15 protein-coding genes and 1 tRNA gene are annotated in these 20851 nt (G+C 66.7%); 15 read left to right on the forward strand and 1 reads right to left on the reverse strand.

What is annotated here, in order from left to right:
- Positions 1–81: 81 nt before the first annotated feature.
- The 15 genes from CR918_RS06085 (at position 82) to CR918_RS06155 (ending at position 17975) form a co-directional block, all read left to right on the forward strand.
- The gene (locus CR918_RS06085; RefSeq protein ID WP_025878913.1) at positions 82–270 is read left to right on the forward strand and encodes a hypothetical protein; all 189 of its coding nucleotides are present in this window, start codon (positions 82–84) and stop codon (positions 268–270) included.
- Positions 271–483: 213 nt separating this feature from the next.
- Complete coding sequence (folP, locus tag CR918_RS06090) at positions 484–1380, forward strand: dihydropteroate synthase (protein WP_099842251.1); 897 nt, start codon at positions 484–486, stop codon at positions 1378–1380.
- Complete coding sequence (gene miaA / locus CR918_RS06095; protein WP_099842252.1) at positions 1380–2333, forward strand: tRNA (adenosine(37)-N6)-dimethylallyltransferase MiaA; 954 nt, start codon at positions 1380–1382, stop codon at positions 2331–2333. The genes folP and miaA overlap by 1 nt, the downstream gene beginning before the upstream one ends.
- Positions 2334–2428: 95 nt before the next feature.
- Positions 2429–2704, forward strand: a complete 276-nt coding sequence (gene hfq / locus CR918_RS06100) for an RNA chaperone Hfq (protein WP_025878916.1) — start codon at positions 2429–2431, stop codon at positions 2702–2704.
- A 14-nt stretch (positions 2705–2718) separates the two neighbouring features.
- A complete protein-coding gene (gene hflX / locus CR918_RS06105) occupies positions 2719–4029 on the forward strand; it encodes a ribosome rescue GTPase HflX (RefSeq protein ID WP_025878917.1) in 1311 nt (436 codons plus the stop codon).
- A 96-nt stretch (positions 4030–4125) separates the two neighbouring features.
- Entirely contained in the window at positions 4126–4620 is a 495-nt protein-coding gene (locus CR918_RS06110) for a CinA family protein (RefSeq protein WP_025878918.1), read from the forward strand.
- A 35-nt stretch (positions 4621–4655) separates the two neighbouring features.
- Complete coding sequence (ubiB, locus tag CR918_RS06115) at positions 4656–6338, forward strand: 2-polyprenylphenol 6-hydroxylase (RefSeq protein WP_099783555.1); 1683 nt, start codon at positions 4656–4658, stop codon at positions 6336–6338.
- Between the two features lie 211 nt (positions 6339–6549).
- Positions 6550–7185 (forward strand): transcriptional repressor LexA, encoded by a 636-nt coding sequence (gene lexA / locus CR918_RS06120; protein WP_025878920.1) that lies wholly within the window; start codon positions 6550–6552, stop codon positions 7183–7185.
- A gap of 201 nt (positions 7186–7386) precedes the next feature.
- Positions 7387–8424, forward strand: a complete 1038-nt coding sequence (gene recA / locus CR918_RS06125) for a recombinase RecA (protein ID WP_025878921.1) — start codon at positions 7387–7389, stop codon at positions 8422–8424.
- Between the two features lie 110 nt (positions 8425–8534).
- Positions 8535–9026 carry a recombination regulator RecX gene (gene recX, locus CR918_RS06130; RefSeq protein WP_099842253.1) on the forward strand — a complete coding sequence of 164 codons (492 nt, stop codon included), beginning with the start codon at positions 8535–8537 and terminating at the stop codon, positions 9024–9026.
- Positions 9027–9131: 105 nt separating this feature from the next.
- Entirely contained in the window at positions 9132–11780 is a 2649-nt protein-coding gene (alaS, locus tag CR918_RS06135) for an alanine--tRNA ligase (RefSeq protein ID WP_099842254.1), read from the forward strand.
- A gap of 148 nt (positions 11781–11928) precedes the next feature.
- Complete coding sequence (gene csrA, locus CR918_RS06140; protein ID WP_025878924.1) at positions 11929–12132, forward strand: carbon storage regulator CsrA; 204 nt, start codon at positions 11929–11931, stop codon at positions 12130–12132.
- A gap of 78 nt (positions 12133–12210) precedes the next feature.
- Positions 12211–12303: transfer RNA gene (locus CR918_RS06145), tRNA-Ser, on the forward strand.
- Between the two features lie 288 nt (positions 12304–12591).
- Positions 12592–17322 carry an ATP-dependent helicase gene (locus CR918_RS06150; protein ID WP_099842255.1) on the forward strand — a complete coding sequence of 1577 codons (4731 nt, stop codon included), beginning with the start codon at positions 12592–12594 and terminating at the stop codon, positions 17320–17322.
- A 170-nt stretch (positions 17323–17492) separates the two neighbouring features.
- Positions 17493–17975 (forward strand): LuxR family transcriptional regulator, encoded by a 483-nt coding sequence (locus CR918_RS06155; RefSeq protein ID WP_099842256.1) that lies wholly within the window; start codon positions 17493–17495, stop codon positions 17973–17975.
- Between the two features lie 57 nt (positions 17976–18032).
- Here CR918_RS06155 and aceE read toward each other — a convergent pair whose 3' ends face one another.
- Positions 18033–20705: a pyruvate dehydrogenase (acetyl-transferring), homodimeric type gene (gene aceE, locus CR918_RS06160; protein ID WP_099842257.1), complete on the reverse strand. Its 2673-nt coding sequence runs from the start codon at positions 20703–20705 to the stop codon at positions 18033–18035.
- Positions 20706–20851 lie beyond the last annotated feature (146 nt).

The following is a 20851-nucleotide window of genomic DNA, read 5'->3' on the forward strand; positions in this document are numbered from 1 at the left end:
TGCAAGACGAGGCCGGGGCAACCCGGCCTTGTTGTTTCCGGGCCCCGGCCCATCCGATCCTGACAGTCCGCTGGAGTCCGCATGTCCGCCCCCAAGCCTGAACCGATTTCCCACACCGCCGAGATGGTGATCGCCACCGTAGTCGGCGTCGCTGTCGGCCTGACCGTGGACAATCTGCTGCTCGGCTGTGGCGTGGGTATCGCGGTGGGTATCCTGCTGAGCATCATCAAGACGCTGTACGTGGACCGGAAGCGTCGCCGGCAGCGGTGAGGTTTGCCGGCAGGGCGCAGCCCCGCCTCCGACAATTTCCCGCTGCTGTTGGGCTGCTGTTGGTAGGTGTCGACCTTGGTCGACACGGTAGATCCACGCCATGCGTGGATGCTCTTCGTTCAATTGTCGAGAGCGGCCGGCACTACCGCCTCTGCGGGTGCAGGGCGCAGCCCTGCCGCCTTAAACTAACCTTCGTTGCCCGCAGGATCTGCCATGTTCGACATCTCGCCCCAGCTCGATTGCGCCGGCCGCATCCTGCGCCTGGACCGTGCCCGGGTCATGGGTATCGTCAACGTCACCCCGGATTCGTTCTCCGATGGTGGTGCCCATGACACCACCGAGGCGGCGGTCGCGCATGGCCTGAAGCTGGTGGAGGAGGGCGCCGACCTGCTCGACATCGGCGGCGAATCGACCCGTCCGGGCGCGGCGCCGGTGTCGATCGACGAGGAACTGCGTCGCGTCGTGCCGGTCATCGAGCAGCTGGCAGCGCGCACGACGGTGCCGATCAGCATCGATACCTTCAAGCCGGAGGTGATGCGTGCCGCGGTTGCTGCAGGCGCCGGGATGATCAACGACATCTTCGGCCTGCGCCAGGACGGTGCGCTGCACGCGGCGGCGGACGCAGGCGTGCCGGTGGTGCTGATGCACATGCAGGGCGAACCGGGTCACATGCAGACTGACCCGCAGTACGACGATGTGGTCGCCGAGGTCCGTGGCTTCCTGGTGCAGCGGCTGTTCGCCGCGGAGATGGCCGGCATCGCCAAGAAGAATCTGGTGATCGACCTCGGCTTTGGCTTCGGCAAGACCACGGCCCACAACATGACGCTGCTGGCCCGCTCGGAGCGTTTCCTTGAACTGGGCGTGCCGATGCTGGCCGGGCTGTCGCGCAAGCGCAGCCTGGGCGAGCTGACCGGTCGTCAGTCACCGGCAGAGCGTGTCGCTGCGTCGGTGGCCGCACACCTGATCGCCGTGCAGCGCGGCGCCCGTATCGTGCGCGTGCACGATGTGGCAGCGACGGTCGATGCATTGAAGGTTTGGCAGGCGGTCGAGGCGGTACCTGCCGTGCGGGTGGACGCCAAGCCGACCCTCCGCTGGCCGGACGAAGACTGATGGCAGTGGATCAGCGGCCGCTGGCGATCGCCGTGATGGGGCCGACCGCCAGCGGCAAGACCGCCGCCGCGATCACGCTGGCGCAGCAGCTGGACGGTGAAATCGTCAGCGTTGATTCGGCGCTGGTCTATCGCGGGCTGGATATCGGGTCGGCCAAACCGGATGCGGCCGAGCGCGCACAGGCACCGCACCACCTGCTGGACCTGCGTGATCCCTGGCAGACCTATTCGGCGGCCGAGTTCGCTGCCGACGCCGCCCGTGTGGTGGCCGATATTGTCGCCCGAGGCAAGACTCCGATCCTGGCCGGCGGCACGGGCCTGTACTTCCGCGCGCTGTTGCAGGGTCTGTCGCCGATGCCGGAGGCCGACCCGGCGATGCGTGCCGTGTTGAGCGCCGACGCCGCCGAGCGAGGCTGGGCGGCGCTGCACGCCGAGCTGGCCGCCGTTGACCCCGCCGCCGCAGCACGCATCCATGCCACCGACCCGCAACGCATCCAGCGGGCGCTGGAGGTCTACCGGCTGACCGGCACGCCGATCAGTGAATGGCAGCGCCGCCCCGGGGTGGCCCCGTTGCCGGTGCGCACGTTGAAGCTGATTCTGGCGCCGCGCGACCGCGCCGTCCTGCACCAGCGCATCGAGGCCCGCTTTGACGCCATGCTCGCGCAGGGCTTCCTCGACGAAGTGCGCGCCCTGCGTGCATTGCCGGAAATGCGGGCGGTGGCCGCACCGCTGGACCTGCCCGCCGTCCGCGCGGTGGGGTATCGCCAGGCCTGGGAGTACCTGGACGGGGACGGGGACGCGGCCCGCTTCCGGGACAAGTCCATTTTCGCCACCCGGCAACTGGCCAAGCGCCAGCTTACCTGGCTGCGCGGCGAGCTTGATGCGCGCTGGTTCGACCCCCATATGGATGGGGAGCGCCTCGCAGGCGCGGTGTCGACCTTCGTTGCACGCTGAACCGACGCTGGCCGTGTACCATCATGGGCCGGAAAGCGGCTCGGGGGTCGCGGCAACCGCCGGCTACCAATAAGAACAATAATCAGGAGTGTGCAATGTCCAAGGGGCAATCGCTGCAGGATCCTTTCTTGAATGCACTGCGGCGCGAGCGCGTGCCGGTTTCGGTGTACCTGGTCAACGGCATCAAGCTGCAGGGCACGATCGAATCGTTCGATCAGTTCGTGGTCCTGCTGCGCAACACCGTCAGCCAGATGGTCTACAAGCACGCCATTTCCACCGTGGTGCCGGCGCGCAACGTCAAGGTCGGCCCGGGTGGTGGGTACGTGCAATCAGGTGAGGATGGTCAGGCGGGTGATGAAGCAGACGAATGATGTTGGAGCGGTGAATGTTTGACCGCTCGAAAAAGGGCGAACACGCCCTGTTGATCCAGCCGCATTTCGGCAAGCTGGAAGACGATGTGCTGGAAGAATTCGGTGATCTGGCCCGCTCGGCCGGGGCCAGCATCGCGGTGACCATCACCGCGCGGCTGGATCGCCCCAACCCGTCGACCCTGATCGGCAGCGGCAAGCTGGATGAGATCAAGGCCGCCGCCGAAGCCACCGGCGCAGACCTGATCCTGGTCAACCACGCGTTGAGCCCGGGCCAGGAGCGCAATCTGGAGCGTTTCCTCGAGCGCCGGGTGATCGACCGTACCGGCCTGATCCTGGACATCTTTGCCCAGCGTGCGCGCAGCCATGAAGGCAAACTGCAGGTCGAGCTGGCCCAGCTGCGGCATATGTCGACACGGCTGGTGCGCGGCTGGACCCATCTGGAGCGCCAGCGTGGTGGTTCGATCGGCCTGCGCGGCCCGGGTGAAACCCAGCTGGAAACCGATCGTCGCCTGCTGCAGAAGCGGGTTGAACAGCTGCAGAAGCGGCTGGAAAAGGTCGAAGTACAGCGCACCCAGATGCGTCGTGCGCGTGTGCGCAGCGAACTGCCGCGCGTCGCCCTGGTCGGCTACACCAATGCCGGCAAATCGACCTTGTTCAATGCGATGACCGGCGCCGAGGCCTATGCGGCCGACCAGTTGTTCGCCACCCTGGATCCGACCGTACGCCGGATCGCCGTGCCCGGTGGCAACGTCGTGCTGGCCGATACGGTTGGTTTCGTACGCGACCTGCCGCATGACCTGGTGGCGGCCTTCCGCTCGACCCTGTCTGAAGCGCGGGAAGCGGATTTCCTGCTGCACCTTGTCGATGCCGCCGATCCGCACCGCGAGGAGCGCATCGCCCAGGTCGACGAAGTGCTGACCGCCGTCGGTGCCGGCGACCTTCCGCAGTTGCTGGTGTTCAACAAGATCGACCGCATCGAGGGTGCCGACGTGCGCCACGACGGCCAGGACGGCGTGCCGGATGAATCACGGCGTGAGCGGGTGTGGATTTCCGCACGCGACGGGCAGGGCATCGAGCTGTTGCAGGCCGTGCTCGGCAAGCGGTTGGGTCTGCAGCACGTCACCGGCGAGTTGCGCCTGCCACCCAGTGCCGGCCGCCTTCGCGCTCGCCTGCACCAATTGGAAGTGGTGCGCAGTGAAGAGGCTGATGAAGAAGGCTGGCTGTTGCAGGTCGATCTTCCCATCGCCGAGGCCGAGAAGCTGGCGGCCAGCGCCGATGGCGAGCCGATCCGGGCCCTGCTGCCGGAGAAGCTGCCCGAATGGTGAGGCAGTGCCGGCCGTTGGCCGGCATGTCCTGCGGCCGCGACACCACCCTGCCATCTGCGGTACAACGTGCAGGTTCTTCACTTTTCAGCTACCCCGATGGCCTTCCCGACCGACGCCGAACTCAATGCCCAGGCCGCTGCGCTGGGCCAGCGCCTGCAACAGGCTTCGCTGCAGCTGGTGACTGCTGAAAGCTGCAGCGGCGGCTGGATCGCCAAGTGCATGACCGACATCGCCGGATCCTCGGCGTTCTTCGACTGCGGCATGGTGGTCTACAGCTACGAAGCCAAGCAGCGCCTGCTCGGCGTGCGCGCGCAGACGCTGGAGCAGTTCGGTGCGGTCAGCCGCGAAGCCGTGCTGGAGATGGTGTCCGGGGCGCTGGTCAATTCCGGTGCCGGCATCGCGGTGGCGGTGACCGGTATCGCAGGGCCGGGCGGTGGCAGCCCGGACAAGCCGGTCGGCAGTGTCTGGATCGGCTGGAAGCGCCGTGGCGGCTATGCCCGGGCCGAACTGTTCCAGTTCGATGGTGACCGTGAAGCCATCCGCCGGCAGACCGTAGCGGCGGCATTGCACGGCATCGACGCCCAGCTGTGACATGCTGCTCCGGCAATCAACCGGAGTAGGCAACGATGTGGGAGACGCTGGGCACCGTCCGTGACCTTGGCCGGCTGCAGGAAATTGCCGCCGTCCTGATCCGCTACGGCTTCGGCGACGTCGTGCGGCGCATCGGCCTGGCCACGGTACTGGAACGTGCCGGCCGCCTGCTGCACTGGAACGAGGAGCGGCAGGAAATGCTGCGGATGACCGCGCCGGTGCGCGTGCGCAGCGCCCTGCAGGATCTCGGGCCGACGTTCGTGAAGCTGGGCCAGGTGCTCGCCACCCGCGTCGACCTGCTGCCGCCGGACTGGATCGCCGAACTCTCCGAATTGCAGAACGCGGTCCCGGCATTGCCCTACGAGAAGATCCGCGAACAGCTCGAGGCCGACCTCGGTGCGTCTCCGTCGCAGGTGTTTGCCTTCCTTGATGAAACCCCGATGGCGGCTGCTTCCTTGGCCCAGGCCCATCGGGCGCGGTTGCATGATGGCCGCGAAGTGGTGCTGAAGGTGCGCCGCCCTGGTATCCGTGACGTGGTTGAAGCCGATCTGCGCCTGCTGGCACGGCTGGCCGAGATCGTTGAGGCTCGGCTGCCGGATCTGCGGCGCTACCGGCCCGCCGAGGTGGTGCAGCAGTTCACCGTGTCGCTGCGCCGCGAGCTGGATTTTGCCGCGGAATGCCGCAACGCCGAGCGCATCGCGCGCAACTTCGAGGGGCGTGACGACATCCTGATTCCGGCGGTGCACTGGCAATGGACCTGCGAAAGCCTGAATGTCCAGGATTTCGTCGACGGCATTGCCGGACGTGATCTGGCCGGTGTCGATGCGGCCGGCATCGACCGCCGTGAACTGGCCCGGCGTGGCGCCGACATCGTATTGAAGATGGTGCTGGAGGACGGCAGTTTCCATGCCGATCCGCACCCGGGCAACATCATCTACCTGCGCGATGGCCGCATCGGCGTGATCGATTTCGGCATGGTCGGCGCGTTGTCGGAGGTGCGCCGCTTCCAGGTCGCGCAGCTGCTGCATGGTCTGGTTGAACAGGATCCGCAGGGCGTGGCCGATGTGTTGCTGGACTGGGCCGGCGGCGTGGAAGTGGACGAGAACCGGTTGCAGCATGACATCAGCCTGTTCGTCGACCAGTACCGCGGCGTGCCGCTGAAGGACCTGCGCATCGGCCTGATGCTGGGCGACATCACCCAGCTGCTGCGCAGCTACAACCTGACCCTGCCGGCAGACTTGGCGCTGATGATCAAGGCCTTCCTGACGCTGGAGGGCATGGGCCGCCAGCTCGACCCGGATTTCGACATGGCCAGCGCCGCGCGCCCGTTCCTGGAGCGGGTGGTGCTGCAGCGCTATGCGCCGCGGGCGCTGTTCAAGCGTGGCCGACGCAGCCTGCTCGGCATGATCGACTTCGCCGGTGATTTGCCGCGGGACCTGCGCAAGCTGGTCCAGGCGGCGCGCCGTGGCCGGCTGCAGCTGAAGGTCGAGACCAACGCGCTGCAGGGCTTCGGCGACCAGGTCAACCGCGCCGCGAACCGGCTGGTGATGGGGATCGTCACGGCAGCCTTGATCATCGGCTCCTCGATCGTGATGCACAGCGTAGGAGGCGTTTCCAGCCGTTGGCTGCTGGCGCTGGGCGTGTGCGGTTTCATCGGCGCAGGGTTCTGTGGGGTGTGGATCCTGTTCTCGATCTGGAGAAGCGGCAAGCACACGTAGTGTGCGTACTGCGGCGGTTCCCGCCGGGAACCGCGGCATCGCGCGGCGATTCCTGTAGCGCCGACCGCGGGTCGGCTGCTTTTGCCTTTGCCGCCCCCAACCAGCCACGCCGCATTCCCGGTAGCGCCGGGCCATGCACCGCGGCTTTCGCTCCTGCCGGAATCGCCCTCGGCACTTGCAGTCCTGGGTGTTAGTAGTAATACTACTAACCATGGACCTGACCGACACCCAGCAGGCGATCCTGCAGTTGATCGCCGAGCGTATCGAGAGCGAAGGCGCACCCCCTTCGCAGACTGAAATCGCGCGTGCCTTCGGCTTCAAGGGCGTACGCGCAGCGCAGTATCACCTGGAGGCGCTGGAGCAGGCCGGGGCGATCCGTCGCGTGCCGGGCCAGGCCCGCGGCATCCGTCTGGTGCAGGCACCGCCGGTGGAGAAGCTGGCCGAGCCGGGCCTGCCCGACAGCGTCCTGCGTCTGCCGATCCTGGGTCGGGTTGCTGCGGGTCTGCCGATCGGCGCCGACATCGGCTCGGATGATTTCGTGGTGCTGGACCGGGTGTTCTTCTCGCCGGCACCGGACTACCTGCTGAAAGTGCAGGGCGATTCGATGATCGACGAAGGCATCTTCGATGGCGACCTGATCGGTGTGCACCGGACCCGCGATGCCCATTCCGGGCAGATCGTGGTGGCCCGCATCGATGACGAGATCACCGTCAAGCTGCTGAAGATCGCCAAGGATCGCATCCGCCTGCTGCCGCGCAATCCCGATTACAAGCCGATTGACGTGCTTCCGGACCAGGATTTCTCGATCGAGGGCCTGTACTGCGGGCTGCTGCGACCGAACCGTTGACGATTCATCCTGCAATTCCCGCGGTCTTTTGTGGCGATTCTCTGGTTCTGCTGAGGTTGGTACGGATGTCCGATAATTTTTTTCCGAACGCCGGGCAGAATCTCAGCCTGTGCGATACGCCAGCCTTAAAGTGAACCCATGGCCAAGAAGACTTCCAAAGACAGCACCTCCAACGACGTGACCTCTGCAAGGACCAATCCGATGGACGAGAACAAGAAGCGCGCCCTCGCTGCAGCTCTGGGCCAGATCGAAAAGCAGTTCGGCAAGGGCTCGGTGATGCGCATGGGCGACCGCGTGGTCGAGCCCGTCGAGGCGATCCCGACCGGTTCTCTGATGCTGGATATCGCATTGGGCATTGGTGGCCTGCCCAAGGGCCGCGTGGTGGAAATCTACGGTCCGGAATCCTCCGGCAAGACCACGTTGACCCTGCAGGCCATCGCCGAGTGCCAGAAGCTGGGTGGCACCGCCGCCTTCATTGATGCCGAACACGCGCTGGACCCGATCTACGCAGGCAAGCTGGGCGTCAATGTCGACGATCTGCTGCTGTCGCAGCCGGATACCGGTGAGCAGGCGCTTGAAATCGCCGACATGCTGGTGCGCTCCGGCTCGGTGGACATCCTGGTGGTCGACTCGGTCGCCGCGTTGACCCCCAAGGCTGAAATCGAAGGTGAGATGGGCGACCAGTTGCCGGGTCTGCAGGCGCGTCTGATGAGCCAGGCGCTGCGCAAGCTGACCGGCAACATCAAGCGCTCGAACACCCTGGTGGTGTTCATCAACCAGCTGCGCATGAAGATCGGCGTGATGATGCCGGGCCAGAGCCCGGAAGTGACCACCGGCGGCAACGCGCTGAAGTTCTATGCCTCGGTACGCCTGGACATCCGCCGTATCGGCGCGATCAAGAAGGGCGACGAGATCATCGGCAACCAGACCAAGATCAAGGTCGTCAAGAACAAGCTGGCGCCCCCGTTCAAGCAGGTCATCACCGAGATCCTGTACGGCGAAGGCATCAGCCGCGAAGGCGAGCTGATCGATATGGGTGTCGAAGCCAAGCTGGTCGAGAAGGCCGGTGCCTGGTACAGCTACGGTGAAGAGCGCATCGGCCAGGGCAAGGACAACGCCCGTGGCTATCTGCGCGACAACCCGCAGGTTGCCGCCAAGCTTGAGGCTGAGCTGCGCGAGAAGTTCCAGCCGACCGAAGCCGTCCGTGAGGAAGGCGAAGACGAAGGCGACGACGAGTAAAGGCTTGCTGTGGGGCAGGGCGGCGCCGTCAGTGACGTCGCCCTGTCCTGCAGATTCGGTTTCCCCGACGGGGGACGCGCCAGGGACGGCGCATTTGATTGAAGGCGAGAATGAACGATTCCGACGCCCCGGCACCCGGCCGTAAGCGCCGCGTACGCGAACAGACGCCTGTCCAGCGCGCCTTGGGCCTGCTGGTCCGTCGTGAGCACTCGCGCAAGGAGCTGACCCGCAAGCTGACGTCCCGGGGCATCGAGGACGAGGTCGCGCAGGCGGCGGTCGACAAGCTGACCGAGGCCGGCTGGCAGGACGACACCCGGTTTGCCGAGAATCTGGTGCGCATGCGCGCCAATACGGGTTATGGCCCCATCCATGTACGTGCCGAGCTGGGAACCCACGGGCTGGACAGCGAGCAGATCACTGCTGCGATGGATACCTTCGAGGGCGACTGGACGGAGAATGCCCGGGATCTGGTCCGTCGCCGCTTTGGTGAGGCCGGTCCGCAGGACCTCGCGCAGCGCCGCAAGGCCGCCGATCTGCTGGCCCGCCGGGGCTTCGATGGCGACAGCATCCGCCGCGCGACCCGCTACGATCCGGACGACTGAGACTGATGGCGCCGGGCCTGATACCCTTTGGGGTTTCGGCGGTCCGTTCGACCCTGGCCACTGCGGCCGGCGGCACGGGCCCCGGCCCGCAGACTGCCAGCCCCCATGAACGCATCCGCCAAATTCACGACATCCCAGATCCGCAGCGACTTCCTTGAATTCTTCAAGGGCAAAGGCCACACCATCGTGCCGTCGGCGCCGCTGGTGCCGGGCAACGATCCGACCCTGCTGTTCACCAACTCCGGCATGGTGCAGTTCAAGGACGTGTTCCTGGGCGCGGAAAAGCGCAGCTACGTGCGCGCGGCCGACGTCCAGCGCTGCCTGCGTGCCGGTGGCAAGCACAACGATCTCGACCAGGTGGGCTACACCGCCCGCCATCACACCTTCTTCGAAATGCTGGGCAACTGGTCCTTCGGCGATTACTTCAAGAAGGATGCGATCGCCTGGGCCTGGGAGCTGTTGACCCAGGTCTGGAAGCTGCCGGCCGAGCGCCTGCTGGTGACGGTCTACCAGACCGACGACGAGGCCTACGCACTGTGGCGCGACATGATCGGCATTCCGGAAGACCGGATCGTCCGCATCGGCGACAACAAGGGCGCGCCGTTCGCCTCGGACAACTTCTGGCAGATGGCCGATACCGGTCCCTGCGGTCCGTGCACCGAGATCTTCTACGATCACGGTGACCATATCGCCGGTGGCCCGCCGGGCTCGCCGGACGAGGACGGTGACCGTTTCATCGAGATCTGGAACCTGGTCTTCATGCAGTTCGATCGCCAGCAGGACGGCACGCTGATGCCGCTGCCGGCACCGTGCGTGGACACCGGCATGGGCTTGGAACGCCTGGCTGCGATCCTGCAGCACGTGCATACCAACTACGAGATCGACTTGTTCCAGGCGCTGATCCGCAAGGCATCGGAGCTGACCGGAACCGCTGATCTGGAAAACAAGTCGCTGCGCGTGATCGCCGACCACATCCGCGCCTGTTCGTTCCTGATCGTCGATGGCGTGCTGCCGTCCAACGAAGGCCGCGGCTACGTGCTGCGCCGGATCATCCGCCGCGCACTGCGACACGGCTGGATGCTGGGCGTGCGCCAGCCGTTCTTCAGCAAGCTGGTGCCGACCCTGGTCGAGCAGATGGGCGAGGCCTACCCGGAACTGCCGGCACAGGCCGATACCGTGGTGCGTGCCCTGCAGGCAGAAGAAGAGCGTTTCGCCGAGACGCTGGACTCGGGCATGAAGATCTTCGACGACGTTGCGGCCAAGGTCAGCAATGGCGTGATCCCGGGCGTGGACGCGTTCCGCCTGTACGACACCTACGGCTTCCCGCTCGACCTGACCCAGGACATCGCCCGCGAGCGTGACCTGACCGTGGACATCGACGGCTTCAACGCCGCGATGGAGACGCAGCGCGAGACCGCGCGTGCCGCCGGCAAGTTCGGCGGTGGCGTGACGCTGTCGGCCGATCTGGTCGCCACGCTCAAGCCGACTGTCTTCCTGGGCTATGACCGCCTGCAGGCCGACGGCCTCGGCGTGGTCGCGATCCTCAAGGATGGCCGCCCGGTGGACGCTGCCCAGGCCGGTGACGAGGTCATCGTGCTGACCAACCAGACCCCGTTCTACGCCGAGTCCGGCGGCCAGGTCGGCGACACCGGCACCTTGTACGCTGCCGGCGTACAGCTGCAGGTGAGCGATACCCAGAAGTTCGCGGGCCAGTTCCATGGCCACGTCGGCAAGATCACCCAGGGCAGCCTGAAGATCGGTGACGTGCTGTCCGGCCAGGTCGATGGCGAGCGCCGTGGCGCGACCATCCTCAACCACTCGGCGACCCACCTGCTGCATGCTGCCCTGCGCGAAGTGCTGGGCACCCACGTGCAGCAGAAGGGCTCGCTGGTGGCGCCGGACCGCCTGCGCTTCGACTTCTCGCATTTCCAGCCGATCAGCGCCGAGGAACTGGCGATCATCGAGCGCAAGGTCAACCAGCAGGTGCGCGCCAACAACGCCGCCGAAGTGCACAACATGGGCATGCAGGAAGCGCTGGACTTCGGCGCGATGGCCCTGTTCGGCGAGAAGTACGGCGAGAACGTGCGCGTGCTGAAGATGGGCGACTACTCCACCGAGCTGTGTGGTGGCACCCACGTCAACCGGACCGGTGACATCGGTCTGTTCAAGATCACCTCCGAAGGCGGTGTCTCGGCCGGTGTGCGTCGTATCGAGGCCGTCACCGGCCAGGGCGCGCTGGACTACGTGGATGCCGAGGAGGCCCGTCTGGCCGAGGCCGCCGAGCTGCTGGGTGGCAGTGCTGCCGACGTGGTCGAAAAGATCCGTGCGCTGGGCCTGCGCCAGAAGCAGCTGGAGCGCGAGCTGGAGGCCGTGAAGGCCAAGGTAGCCGCCGGCGCCACCGCCGACCTGTCCGGCCAGGCCGTCGAGGTCGCCGGCGTGAAGGTTCTGGCTGTCCGCCTGGAAGGCTTCGACGCCAAGGCCCTGCGCGATGCCATGGACCGCCTGAAGCAGCAGCTGGGCGACGCGGTGATCGTGCTGGCCGGTGCCCAGGACGGCAAGGCGGCGCTGGTCGCGGGCGTGAACGGCAGTGCAATGGGCAAGGTCAAGGCCGGGGAACTGTTGTCCCATATCGCCGGTCAGATCGGGGGCAAGGGCGGCGGACGCCCGGACCTCGCCCAGGGTGGTGGCGAGGACGGGCCCGCCCTTGCTACCGCGCTGGCTGCGGTCGTCGAATGGGTCAGCCCCCGCCTGTGATGAATCCCTGCCGTCCCCCTCCTTGTAGGAGCGGGACGGCTGACGGTACCATTGCGAATCTTTTCCCTTTGTCGTGGGCGCGCTTCTTGACGGAGCGTCAAGCCGGTGGGGGATACCCTTCCACACGGTTCCATGGAGACTTAAAAAAATGTTGATCCTGACTCGCCGCGTCGGCGAAACCCTGATGATCGGTGACTCGGTCAGCGTCACCGTGCTTGGCGTCAAGGGTAACCAGGTGCGTATCGGCATCACTGCGCCGAAGGACGTCGCCGTGCATCGCGAAGAGATCTACCAGCGCATCCAGCGTGGTGACGAAGCCGGCAGCACCGGTGGTGAAAATTCTGCGGAATAAGGCTTTACCTTCGCGCGTGATTAACGTTATGATTCACGCCCCGCTGAGGTGCAACGCACCAGACGCGGAGAAAACCCCGGAGCGATGCCCGAGCGGCTGAAGGGGCTCCCCTGCTAAGGGAGTATAGGGTCAAAAGCTCTATCGAGGGTTCGAATCCCTCTCGCTCCGCCAGATGCAAAAGAACGCCCGCAGATCCTGGATCTGCGGGCGTTTTCTTTGTGCGTCGCGTTGACCTGCGGCCCACGATCGCGGTGCCAGGTTCGCACCATGACCGCCGAGCGGAGCACGCGATGACCAGTGCGAAGAAGGCTACCTTCCTGCAGCGACGTCTGGCGTTTCCGTGACGGCAGGATGGCTACGCTCCGGGCCTTTGTTGTCGACCCCGGATCAGCTGCCTGATGCAGCCAGCGCCAGCCAAGGCCCGGCCAACGGGCCGCAGCTGGGTATGATCGACGCACCATGACGCCGCCTGATTCCCCGCAGGACCCGCTGCAGCGCTTCCATCCCGCGACGCAGGCCTGGTTCCGTGCCGCGTTCGACGCCTCCACGCCGGTGCAGGATCAGGCCTGGTCGTCGATCGGTGCCGGGCAACATACCCTGGTCATCGCGCCAACCGGATCGGGCAAGACACTTGCCGCATTCCTGCATGCCATCGACCAGCTGTTCGCCGAGCGTGATCGGCAAGCGCGCGCAGCGCCGTTGGCCAAGCCGGTGCGACGAACCCGCGTGCTTTACCTGTCGCCGATCAAGGCGCTGGGCAGCGACGTGCAGCGCAACCTGCAGGTGCCGCTGCAGGGCATCACCGACGAGCGCGCCCGACGCGGCGAGCCGGCGGTGCAGCTGACCGTCGCATTGCGTACCGGCGATACCTCCAGCAGTGAACGTGCAGGCCTGGTGCGGCGGCCGCCGGACATCCTGATCACTACGCCCGAGTCGCTCTACCTGATGCTGACCTCGCAGGCACGCGAGATCCTGCGCGATGTGCAGACCGTCATCCTCGATGAAATCCATGCAGTGGCCGGTGGCAAACGCGGTTCGCATCTGGCGCTGAGCCTGGAACGGCTGGATGCGCTGCTGCACGAACCGGCGCAGCGCATCGGCCTGTCGGCCACGGTGCGGCCGGTCGACGAGGTGGCGGCGTTCCTGCGCGGCGACCGCCCGGTGAGCGTGGTCCAACCCGGCTCGGCGCGGCAGCTGCAGATGCGCATCGTTGTGCCGGTGGAAGACATGTCCAGCCTGGCTACGCAGGGCACGCCCAGGGAGCGCGACGGCGGCGCGCGGATCGGCTCGATCTGGCCGCACGTGGAGGCAAGCATTCTCGACAACGTGCTGCGCCATCGCTCGACGATTGTCTTTGCCAATTCGCGCGGCGTAGCCGAAAAGCTGACCGCACGCCTGAACGAGCTGCACGCCGGACGCAGTGGCGAAGACGGCGCAATCCGTGGAGATTCGGGTAACGGGTTGGCCTATGGCTCTTTCACCGGCAGTACGGTCAACCGGGTCTCCGCTGCGCCGGCACTGATTGCACGCGCGCATCACGGGTCGGTCTCCAAGGAGCAGCGCGGCGAGATCGAGCAGGCGCTGAAATCGGGTGCACTGCGCTGCGTGGTGGCCACGTCCAGCCTGGAGCTGGGGATCGACATGGGGCTGGTTGACCTGGTGATCCAGGTGGCCGCGCCGCCGTCGGTGGCCAGCGCCCTGCAGCGCGTTGGTCGCGCCGGCCACCAGGTGGGTGGCATGTCCCGCGGTCTGGTGTATCCGCGTACGCGGCGCGACCTGATCGATGCCGCCGTGGTGGTGGACAGCATGCTGGCCGGACGCATCGAGGCCATCGCTCCGCCGCGCAACCCGCTTGATGTGCTGGCCCAGCAGACGGTGGCGGCGGTGGCGATGGAGCCGTGGCAGGCCGATGCCTGGTATGCGCGGGTACGTCGTGCCGCGCCGTACCGCTCACTCCCGCGCAGTGCCTTCGACGCCGTGCTGGACATGCTTTCCGGCCGCTATCCGTCCGAGGATTTCGCCGGCTTCCGGCCGCGGCTGGTATGGAACCGGCAGAGCGGTGAGCTCAGCGCTCGCCCTGGTGCGAAGCAACTGGCGGTTACCAGCGGCGGCACCATTCCCGACCGTGGCATGTACAGCGTGGTGCTGCCTGAAGGAGAAGAGCGGGCCGGATCGCGCCGCGTCGGTGAGCTGGACGAGGAGATGGTCCACGAGTCGCGGGTGAATGATGTGATCACGCTGGGCGCGACCTCATGGCGGATCGACCAGATCACCCACGATCAGGTGGTGGTGACGCCTGCACCCGGACGTTCGGCGCGCCTGCCGTTCTGGCGTGGCGAAGGTGTGGGCCGCCCTGCCGAACTGGGACAGGCCATCGGCGCGTTTCTCGCCGCGTTGGAGGCGCACATCGATAGCAGTGACACCCCTGCGACGGCGCTGCACGCACGCCTGCAGGCCAGTGGCCTGGACGCCAACGCGATCAGCAACATGCTCGGCCTGGTCGCCGAGCAGCGGCAGGCCACGGGCGTGCTGCCCACCGATCTGCGCCTGGTGGTGGAACGTTGCCGCGACGAGCTGGGCGACTGGCGGGTGATGCTGCATTCGCCGTATGGCCGCCGCGTGCATGATCCGTGGGCATTGGCGGTGGCAGCACGATTGCGCGAACGCTGGGGCATCGACCCGGCCGTGGTCGCCAGCGACGATGGCATCATCGCGCGGATTCCCGACAGTACCGGGCGCGTTCCGGGGGCGGACATGTTCGTGTTCGAACCGGAGCGGTTGCGCCGTACGATCACCGCGGCGGTCGGTCATTCGGCACTGTTCGCGGCGCGCTTCCGCGAGTGTGCCTCGCGCGCACTGCTGTTGCCGCGTCGCACGCCGGGGCGTCGATCGCCGCTGTGGCAGCAGCGCCTGCGCGCCGGCCAGTTGCTGGAAATCGCGCAGGCCCATGCGGAGTTCCCGATCCTGATCGAGACCGCCCGCGAGTGCCTGCAGGATGTCTACGACCTGGATGCGCTGGACGCGCTGATGCAACGCGTTCAACGCGGCCAGGTGCAGTTGCTGGACGTCGCGACCGAGGTGCCTTCGCCGTTCGCGGCCAATCTGCTGTTCGGCTATGTCGCCGAGTTCATGTACGAGGCGGACGTGCCGCTGGCCGAGCGCCGCGCCTCGGTGCTGTCACTGGACAGTGGCCTGCTCGCCGAGCTGCTGGGCCAGGTAGACCTGGGCGAACTGCTGGATGCGGGGGTGGTCGATCAGGTTGAACGTGAACTGCAGCGGCTGGAACCTGCGCGCAGGGCCCATGGCATGGAAGGCGTGTCCGACCTGCTGCGCGAGCTGGGACCGTTACCTGCATCGGACCTGGCGCTGCGCCTGTCCGATCCGGAATTCGTGGAAGTGCACCTGGCAGCGCTGCAGGCGCAGCAGCGCGCCATCCCGGCTTCAATTGCCGGCCACACGCAGTGGGTCGCCGTGGAGGACGCCGCACGTGTGCGCGATGCGTTGGGTACGGCGCTGCCGGGCGGGCTGCCCGAGGTGTTTCTTGCAGACATGCCCGATCCCCTCGGCGATCTGCTGGCCCGCCACGCACGTACGCATGCGCCCTTCACCAGCAGCGCGCTGGCCAAGCGGTTCGGGCTGGGTGTGGCGGTGGTCGACGGCGCGCTGGAAAGGCTGCAGGAGCAGGGGCGGGTGCTGCGTGGCAATTTCGGCGCAGCGCGGCGACAGCAGGGAAATGAGCGGGTGCATCCGTCGCCGGACGTAGTGCACGAATGGGTCAGCGAAGATGTGTTGCAGCGTCTGCGCCTGCGTTCGCTGCAGGCCGCACGTGAAGCCACCCGGCCGGTGCCACCGGCAGCCTATGTGCGCCTGCTGCTGGAGGGGCAGGGGGTATTGCTGGAAGGCGGCGCCGGGCGTGCCCGCAATGGTGCCGTTGCGGCCATGCTTGAGGGCAGCGACGGCGTTGCCCGTGTGGTCGAGCAGCTGGCGGGGTTGCCGCTGCCGGTTTCGGTCTGGGAACACCAGGTCCTGCCGACCCGGGTGCGCGACTACGCACCGGCCCTGCTTGATGAGCTGCTGGCGACCGGCATGGTGCTGTGGGCCGGGCACGGGCGGCTGGGTGACGACGACGGCCTGGTGTCGCTGCACCTGCAGGACCATGCCGCCGAAACGTTGCCGCTGCTGCCGGAAGCGGATCCGGCGCTACGTACACCGATGCAGGACGCCATCGTGCAGGTCCTGGCCGATGGCGGCGCCTACTTCGCGCGGCAGCTGGCCACGCAGGTGCAGTCACGCCTGGCCGGCAGTGCGGCGGCGGCCGAGGACTTCCAGCTGGCGCTATGGCAGCTGGCCTGGAGGGGCGAAGTGAGCAGCGACCTGTGGTCGCCGTTGCGGGCCCTGGTCGGTGTGCGCCAGCAGCGGGCGCGCGTTGCGTCGGCCTCGCGGCGCACGCGGGGTTTCCGCTTCATGCCGATGCTGGACGCGCGGGCCACGGCGCTGGACCCGGCCATTGCCAGCGGGCCGACCCTGGCGGGGCGATGGTCGTTGCTGCCCCGCGAGCGCAGCAACGACACCGTCCGGGCGCTGGCGCTGGGCGAAAGCCTGCTTGATCGCTACCGGGTGGTGACCCGGGCGGCGGCAATGACCGAAGCGGTAACCGGTGGGTTCCCTGCACTGCAGCCTGTCTATCGAGGCATGGAAGATGCTGGGCAGGTCCTGCGCGGCCGCTTCGTGGCGGGGCTGGGCGGAGCACAGTTTGCAGATCGCGGCACCATCGACCATCTGCGCGAGCTGTCCGAGCGTGTGCCGCGTGAGCTGTCGGTCGTCGCGCTGTCAGCGCTTGATCCGGCCAATCCCTTCGGCAGCCTGCTGCCGTGGCCGCAGCCGGTGGCCGGTGCACGTCCGCTGCGGCGTTCCGGTGCGATGGTGGTGATCGGCAACGGCCGGTTGCTGCTGTACCTGGCGCAGGGCGGGCGGCAACTGTCCAGCTGGATCGAGGGCGGGGCAGAGGATGCGGCCAATACTCTGGTTGCCGCTGCACAGGCCCTGGCGGTGGCATTGCGCCGGGGGCGGCGCCTGTCCTTCACCCTGGAACGGATCAATGATGTGCCGGTGCATCGCGGCGCGCTGGTGGACGCGCTGCGGGCCGCAGGCTTCAGCAACGAACCGCGCGGGCTGGGATGGAACGGCTGAGCGCGGCGGAATCACCTCGATGAATGCTCACTCCGTGGGGCCTGGCCCCGGATCGGACTGCCGGACTGTGATGCAGTTCGTTACGCGCCTGCCCCGGTGGCTGCAGAGTCCGGGTAGTGTGGCGATCGTGCACGTTGCGCAGACGGTTCTTCACTCGACAGGAGACTCACATGAAGCTGTTTTCTGCTGTGCTGCTGTCCCTTCTTTCGCTGCAGGCATCGACGGCGCAGGCGGCCGACGCTCTGCCTTCGCCCCTGCTCGGCCGCTGGTCGCTGGAGATCGCCACTTCCGCACTCCCTGAGGCACAGCGGCCGCAACAGGTCGTGCTGGAATTCAAGGATGCCGGTGCGGGCAGGTGGAGCTCGCACGTGGACATCGTCCTGCATGATGGCAAGACCATGAAATCGGACGGTACGCTGGCACTGGATGGCACGCCCGCGGCGTTGACCGGCAGCTACGGCGCCAACCAGGCAACGCTGAAACTGCCAGCGCCGAACACGCTGGTGATGCAGCTGGTCGATCATGGCGCGCCGGCATCCACCCGCGTGTACACGGTGGCCGCCGATCGTTCAACGATGACCGAGACCAAGGCCTTCTTCGGCCATGACGGCACGCCGATCCTGCAGACCAACCTGTTCAAGCGGTTGCCGTAGTGATGTGATGCAGCGGCACCCACAGAAGCGTGCTCTGCGGGTGCCGTTGCTGTTCTGTCATGCTGCGGCGGGATCGCGCTTGCCGGTGTCGATGCCGTACCGGTCGATCGCCTGCTGCAGCAGGCCCCGTTCCACATGCCCGTCGTCGGCCAGGGCCTTCAGTGCCGCCAGTACGATGAAGTGACGATCGACTTCGAAGAACGTGCGCAGCGATTCGCGAGTATCCGAGCGGCCAAAGCCATCGGTGCCGAGTGCGATGAAGCGCCGGTCGTTGATGAAGGGGCGGATCTGGTCGCCGACGATCTTCATGTAGTCGGTCGCCACCACCACCGGGCCGGCATGGTCCTGCAGGCACTGCTGCACGTAGGGAACGCGCGGCTCGTCGGCCGGATGCAGCAGGTTCCAGCGCTCGGCAGCCAGGCCATCACGGCGCAGTTCGGTCAGGCTGGTGGCACTCCAGACATCGCTTGCGATGGCGAAATCCTGCTGCAGCAGATCGGCGGCGGCCAGCACCTCCCGCAGGATCGAGCCACTGCCCATCAGCTGCACGCGAGGCTGTGCCGTGCTGTCGGCAGCGGCGGGACGCAGCAGATAGAGCCCCTTCAGGATGCCGGCTTCGGCGCCGTCAGGCAGTGCAGGGTGCGGGTAGTTCTCGTTGAGCAGGGTGATGTAGTAGTAGATGTCTTCCTGGTCCACATACATGCGGCGCAGGCCGTCGTGGATGATCACTGCCAGTTCGAAGTTGTAGGTCGGGTCGTAGGACACGCAGCTTGGAATCACCGAGGACAGCACGTGGCTGTGGCCATCGTCGTGCTGCAGGCCTTCGCCCATCAGGGTAGTGCGGCCGGAGGTGGCGCCAAGCAGGAAGCCACGGGTGCGCGCGTCGGCCGCTGCCCAGGCCAGGTCACCGACGCGCTGCAGGCCGAACATCGAATAGAAGATGTAGAACGGAATCGTGGCCAGGCCGTGGTTGCTGTACGCGGTGCCCGCTGCGATCCACGAACAGATAGCGCCGGATTCGTTGATGCCTTCCTGCAGGATCTGGCCGTCCTTGGACTCCTTGTAATAGCTCAGCTGGCCGGCGTCCTGCGGGGTGTACAGCTGGCCCAGGAAGGAATGGATGCCGATCTGGCGGAACAGCCCTTCCATGCCGAAGGTACGCGATTCATCGGGCACGATCGGGATCACCAGCCTGCCCAGTTCGGGATCCTTGAGCAGGGTGGTGAGGATGCGTACGAAGCCCATGGTGGTGGATTGGCCACGATCACCGCTGCCCTGCAACTGCACGTTGAACGTGGACAGCGGCGGCAGCGGCAACGGATCGACCTGGGTCAACCGTGCCGGCAGCTGGCCGCCCTGCGCCTGGCGACGCTGTGCGAAGTAGAGCGCCTCGGCGCTGCCCGGTTGCGGGCGCAGGTAGGGCATCTCTTCCAGCTGCCCGTCGCTGACCGGCAGATCGAATCGGTCACGGAACGCACGCACCGCGTCGGCGCTCATCTTCTTCAGCTGGTGGTTGATGTTCTGGCCTTCGCCGGCCTCGCCCATGCCGAAGCCCTTCACCGTCTTGGCCAGCACCACGCTCGGGCGACCGCTGGTGTTCACCGCCTGCTGGTAGGCGGCGAATACCTTCTGCGGATCGTGGCCGCCGCGTGCCAGTGCCCAGATCTCGTCGTCGCTCATGTGCGCCACCAGCGCCAGCAGTTCCGGGTAGCGCCCGAAGAAGTGTTCGCGCACGTAGGCGCCGCTCTGCGACTTGAAGGTCTGGTAGTCGCCATCCACGCACTCCATCATGCGCTGGCGCAGCAGCCCGCTGTGATCGCGTGCCAGCAGCTCGTCCCAGCCGCTGCCCCAGATCACCTTGATCACGTTCCATCCCGCGGCGCGGAAGGTGCCTTCCAGTTCCTGGATCACCTTGGCGTTGCCACGCACCGGTCCGTCCAGACGTTGCAGGTTGCAGTTGACCACGAACACCAGGTTGTCCAGGCGCTCGCGCCCGGCCAGCGAAATGGCCGCCAGCGATTCGGGCTGGTCCATTTCGCCGTCACCAAGGAAGGCCCAGACCTTTCGGCCCTGGTGCTGCTTCAGCCCCCGGTATTCCAGGTAGCGCATGTAGCGGGCTTGATAGGCCGCCGTCAGCGGGCCCAGGCCCATCGACACAGTGGGAAACTGCCAGAACCCGGGCATCAGCCGCGGGTGCGGATACGAGGACAGGCCCTCGCGTCCGGCTTCGCGGCGGAAGTTGTCCATCTGCTCGGCACTGATGCGGCCTTCCACGTACGCCCGGCCGTAGATGCCCGGGGCCGAATGACCCTGGATGTAGATCATGTCGCCGTCGAAGGTTTCGGTCCGTCCACGGAAGAAGTGATCGAAGCCCACGTCATACATGACTGCTGCGGACTGGTAGGTGGCGATGTGGCCGCCGACGTTGGAATGCCTGCCGGCACGCAGCACCATTACCATGGCGTTCCAGCGGATCATCGCGTTCAACCGCCGCTCGATGGCCAGGTCACCCGGGTAGGCGGGCTGGCGTTGGGGGGGAATCGTGTTGGTGTAGGCGGTCCACGCGCGGGTGTGCAGGTCGCCATGCTGCTGCACATCGAGTGCATCGAGCTGGTCCAGCAGATAGTGCGCGCGGGGGCGGCCGCCGGCCTCGATCACCGCCTGCAGGGACTCGCGCCATTCGCGGGTTTCCTGCGGATCGGCGTCGAGAGGGAAATGTGCCTGGTTCATGCTGCGTCTCCAGAGAGCGCCGGTTCTGCACCTGCACGGCACCGCCGGCAGGGCGACAGCTCTGGAGCGGAGTCGCGCCGGCAGGTCCGTAGCGCGGGGGCGGCCGTGGTGGCTGCCGAGGAGACAAGCGTAGGCGCCGTATCGGC

The organism is Stenotrophomonas indicatrix (genome assembly GCF_002750975.1).
GTDB lineage: Bacteria > Pseudomonadota > Gammaproteobacteria > Xanthomonadales > Xanthomonadaceae > Stenotrophomonas > Stenotrophomonas indicatrix.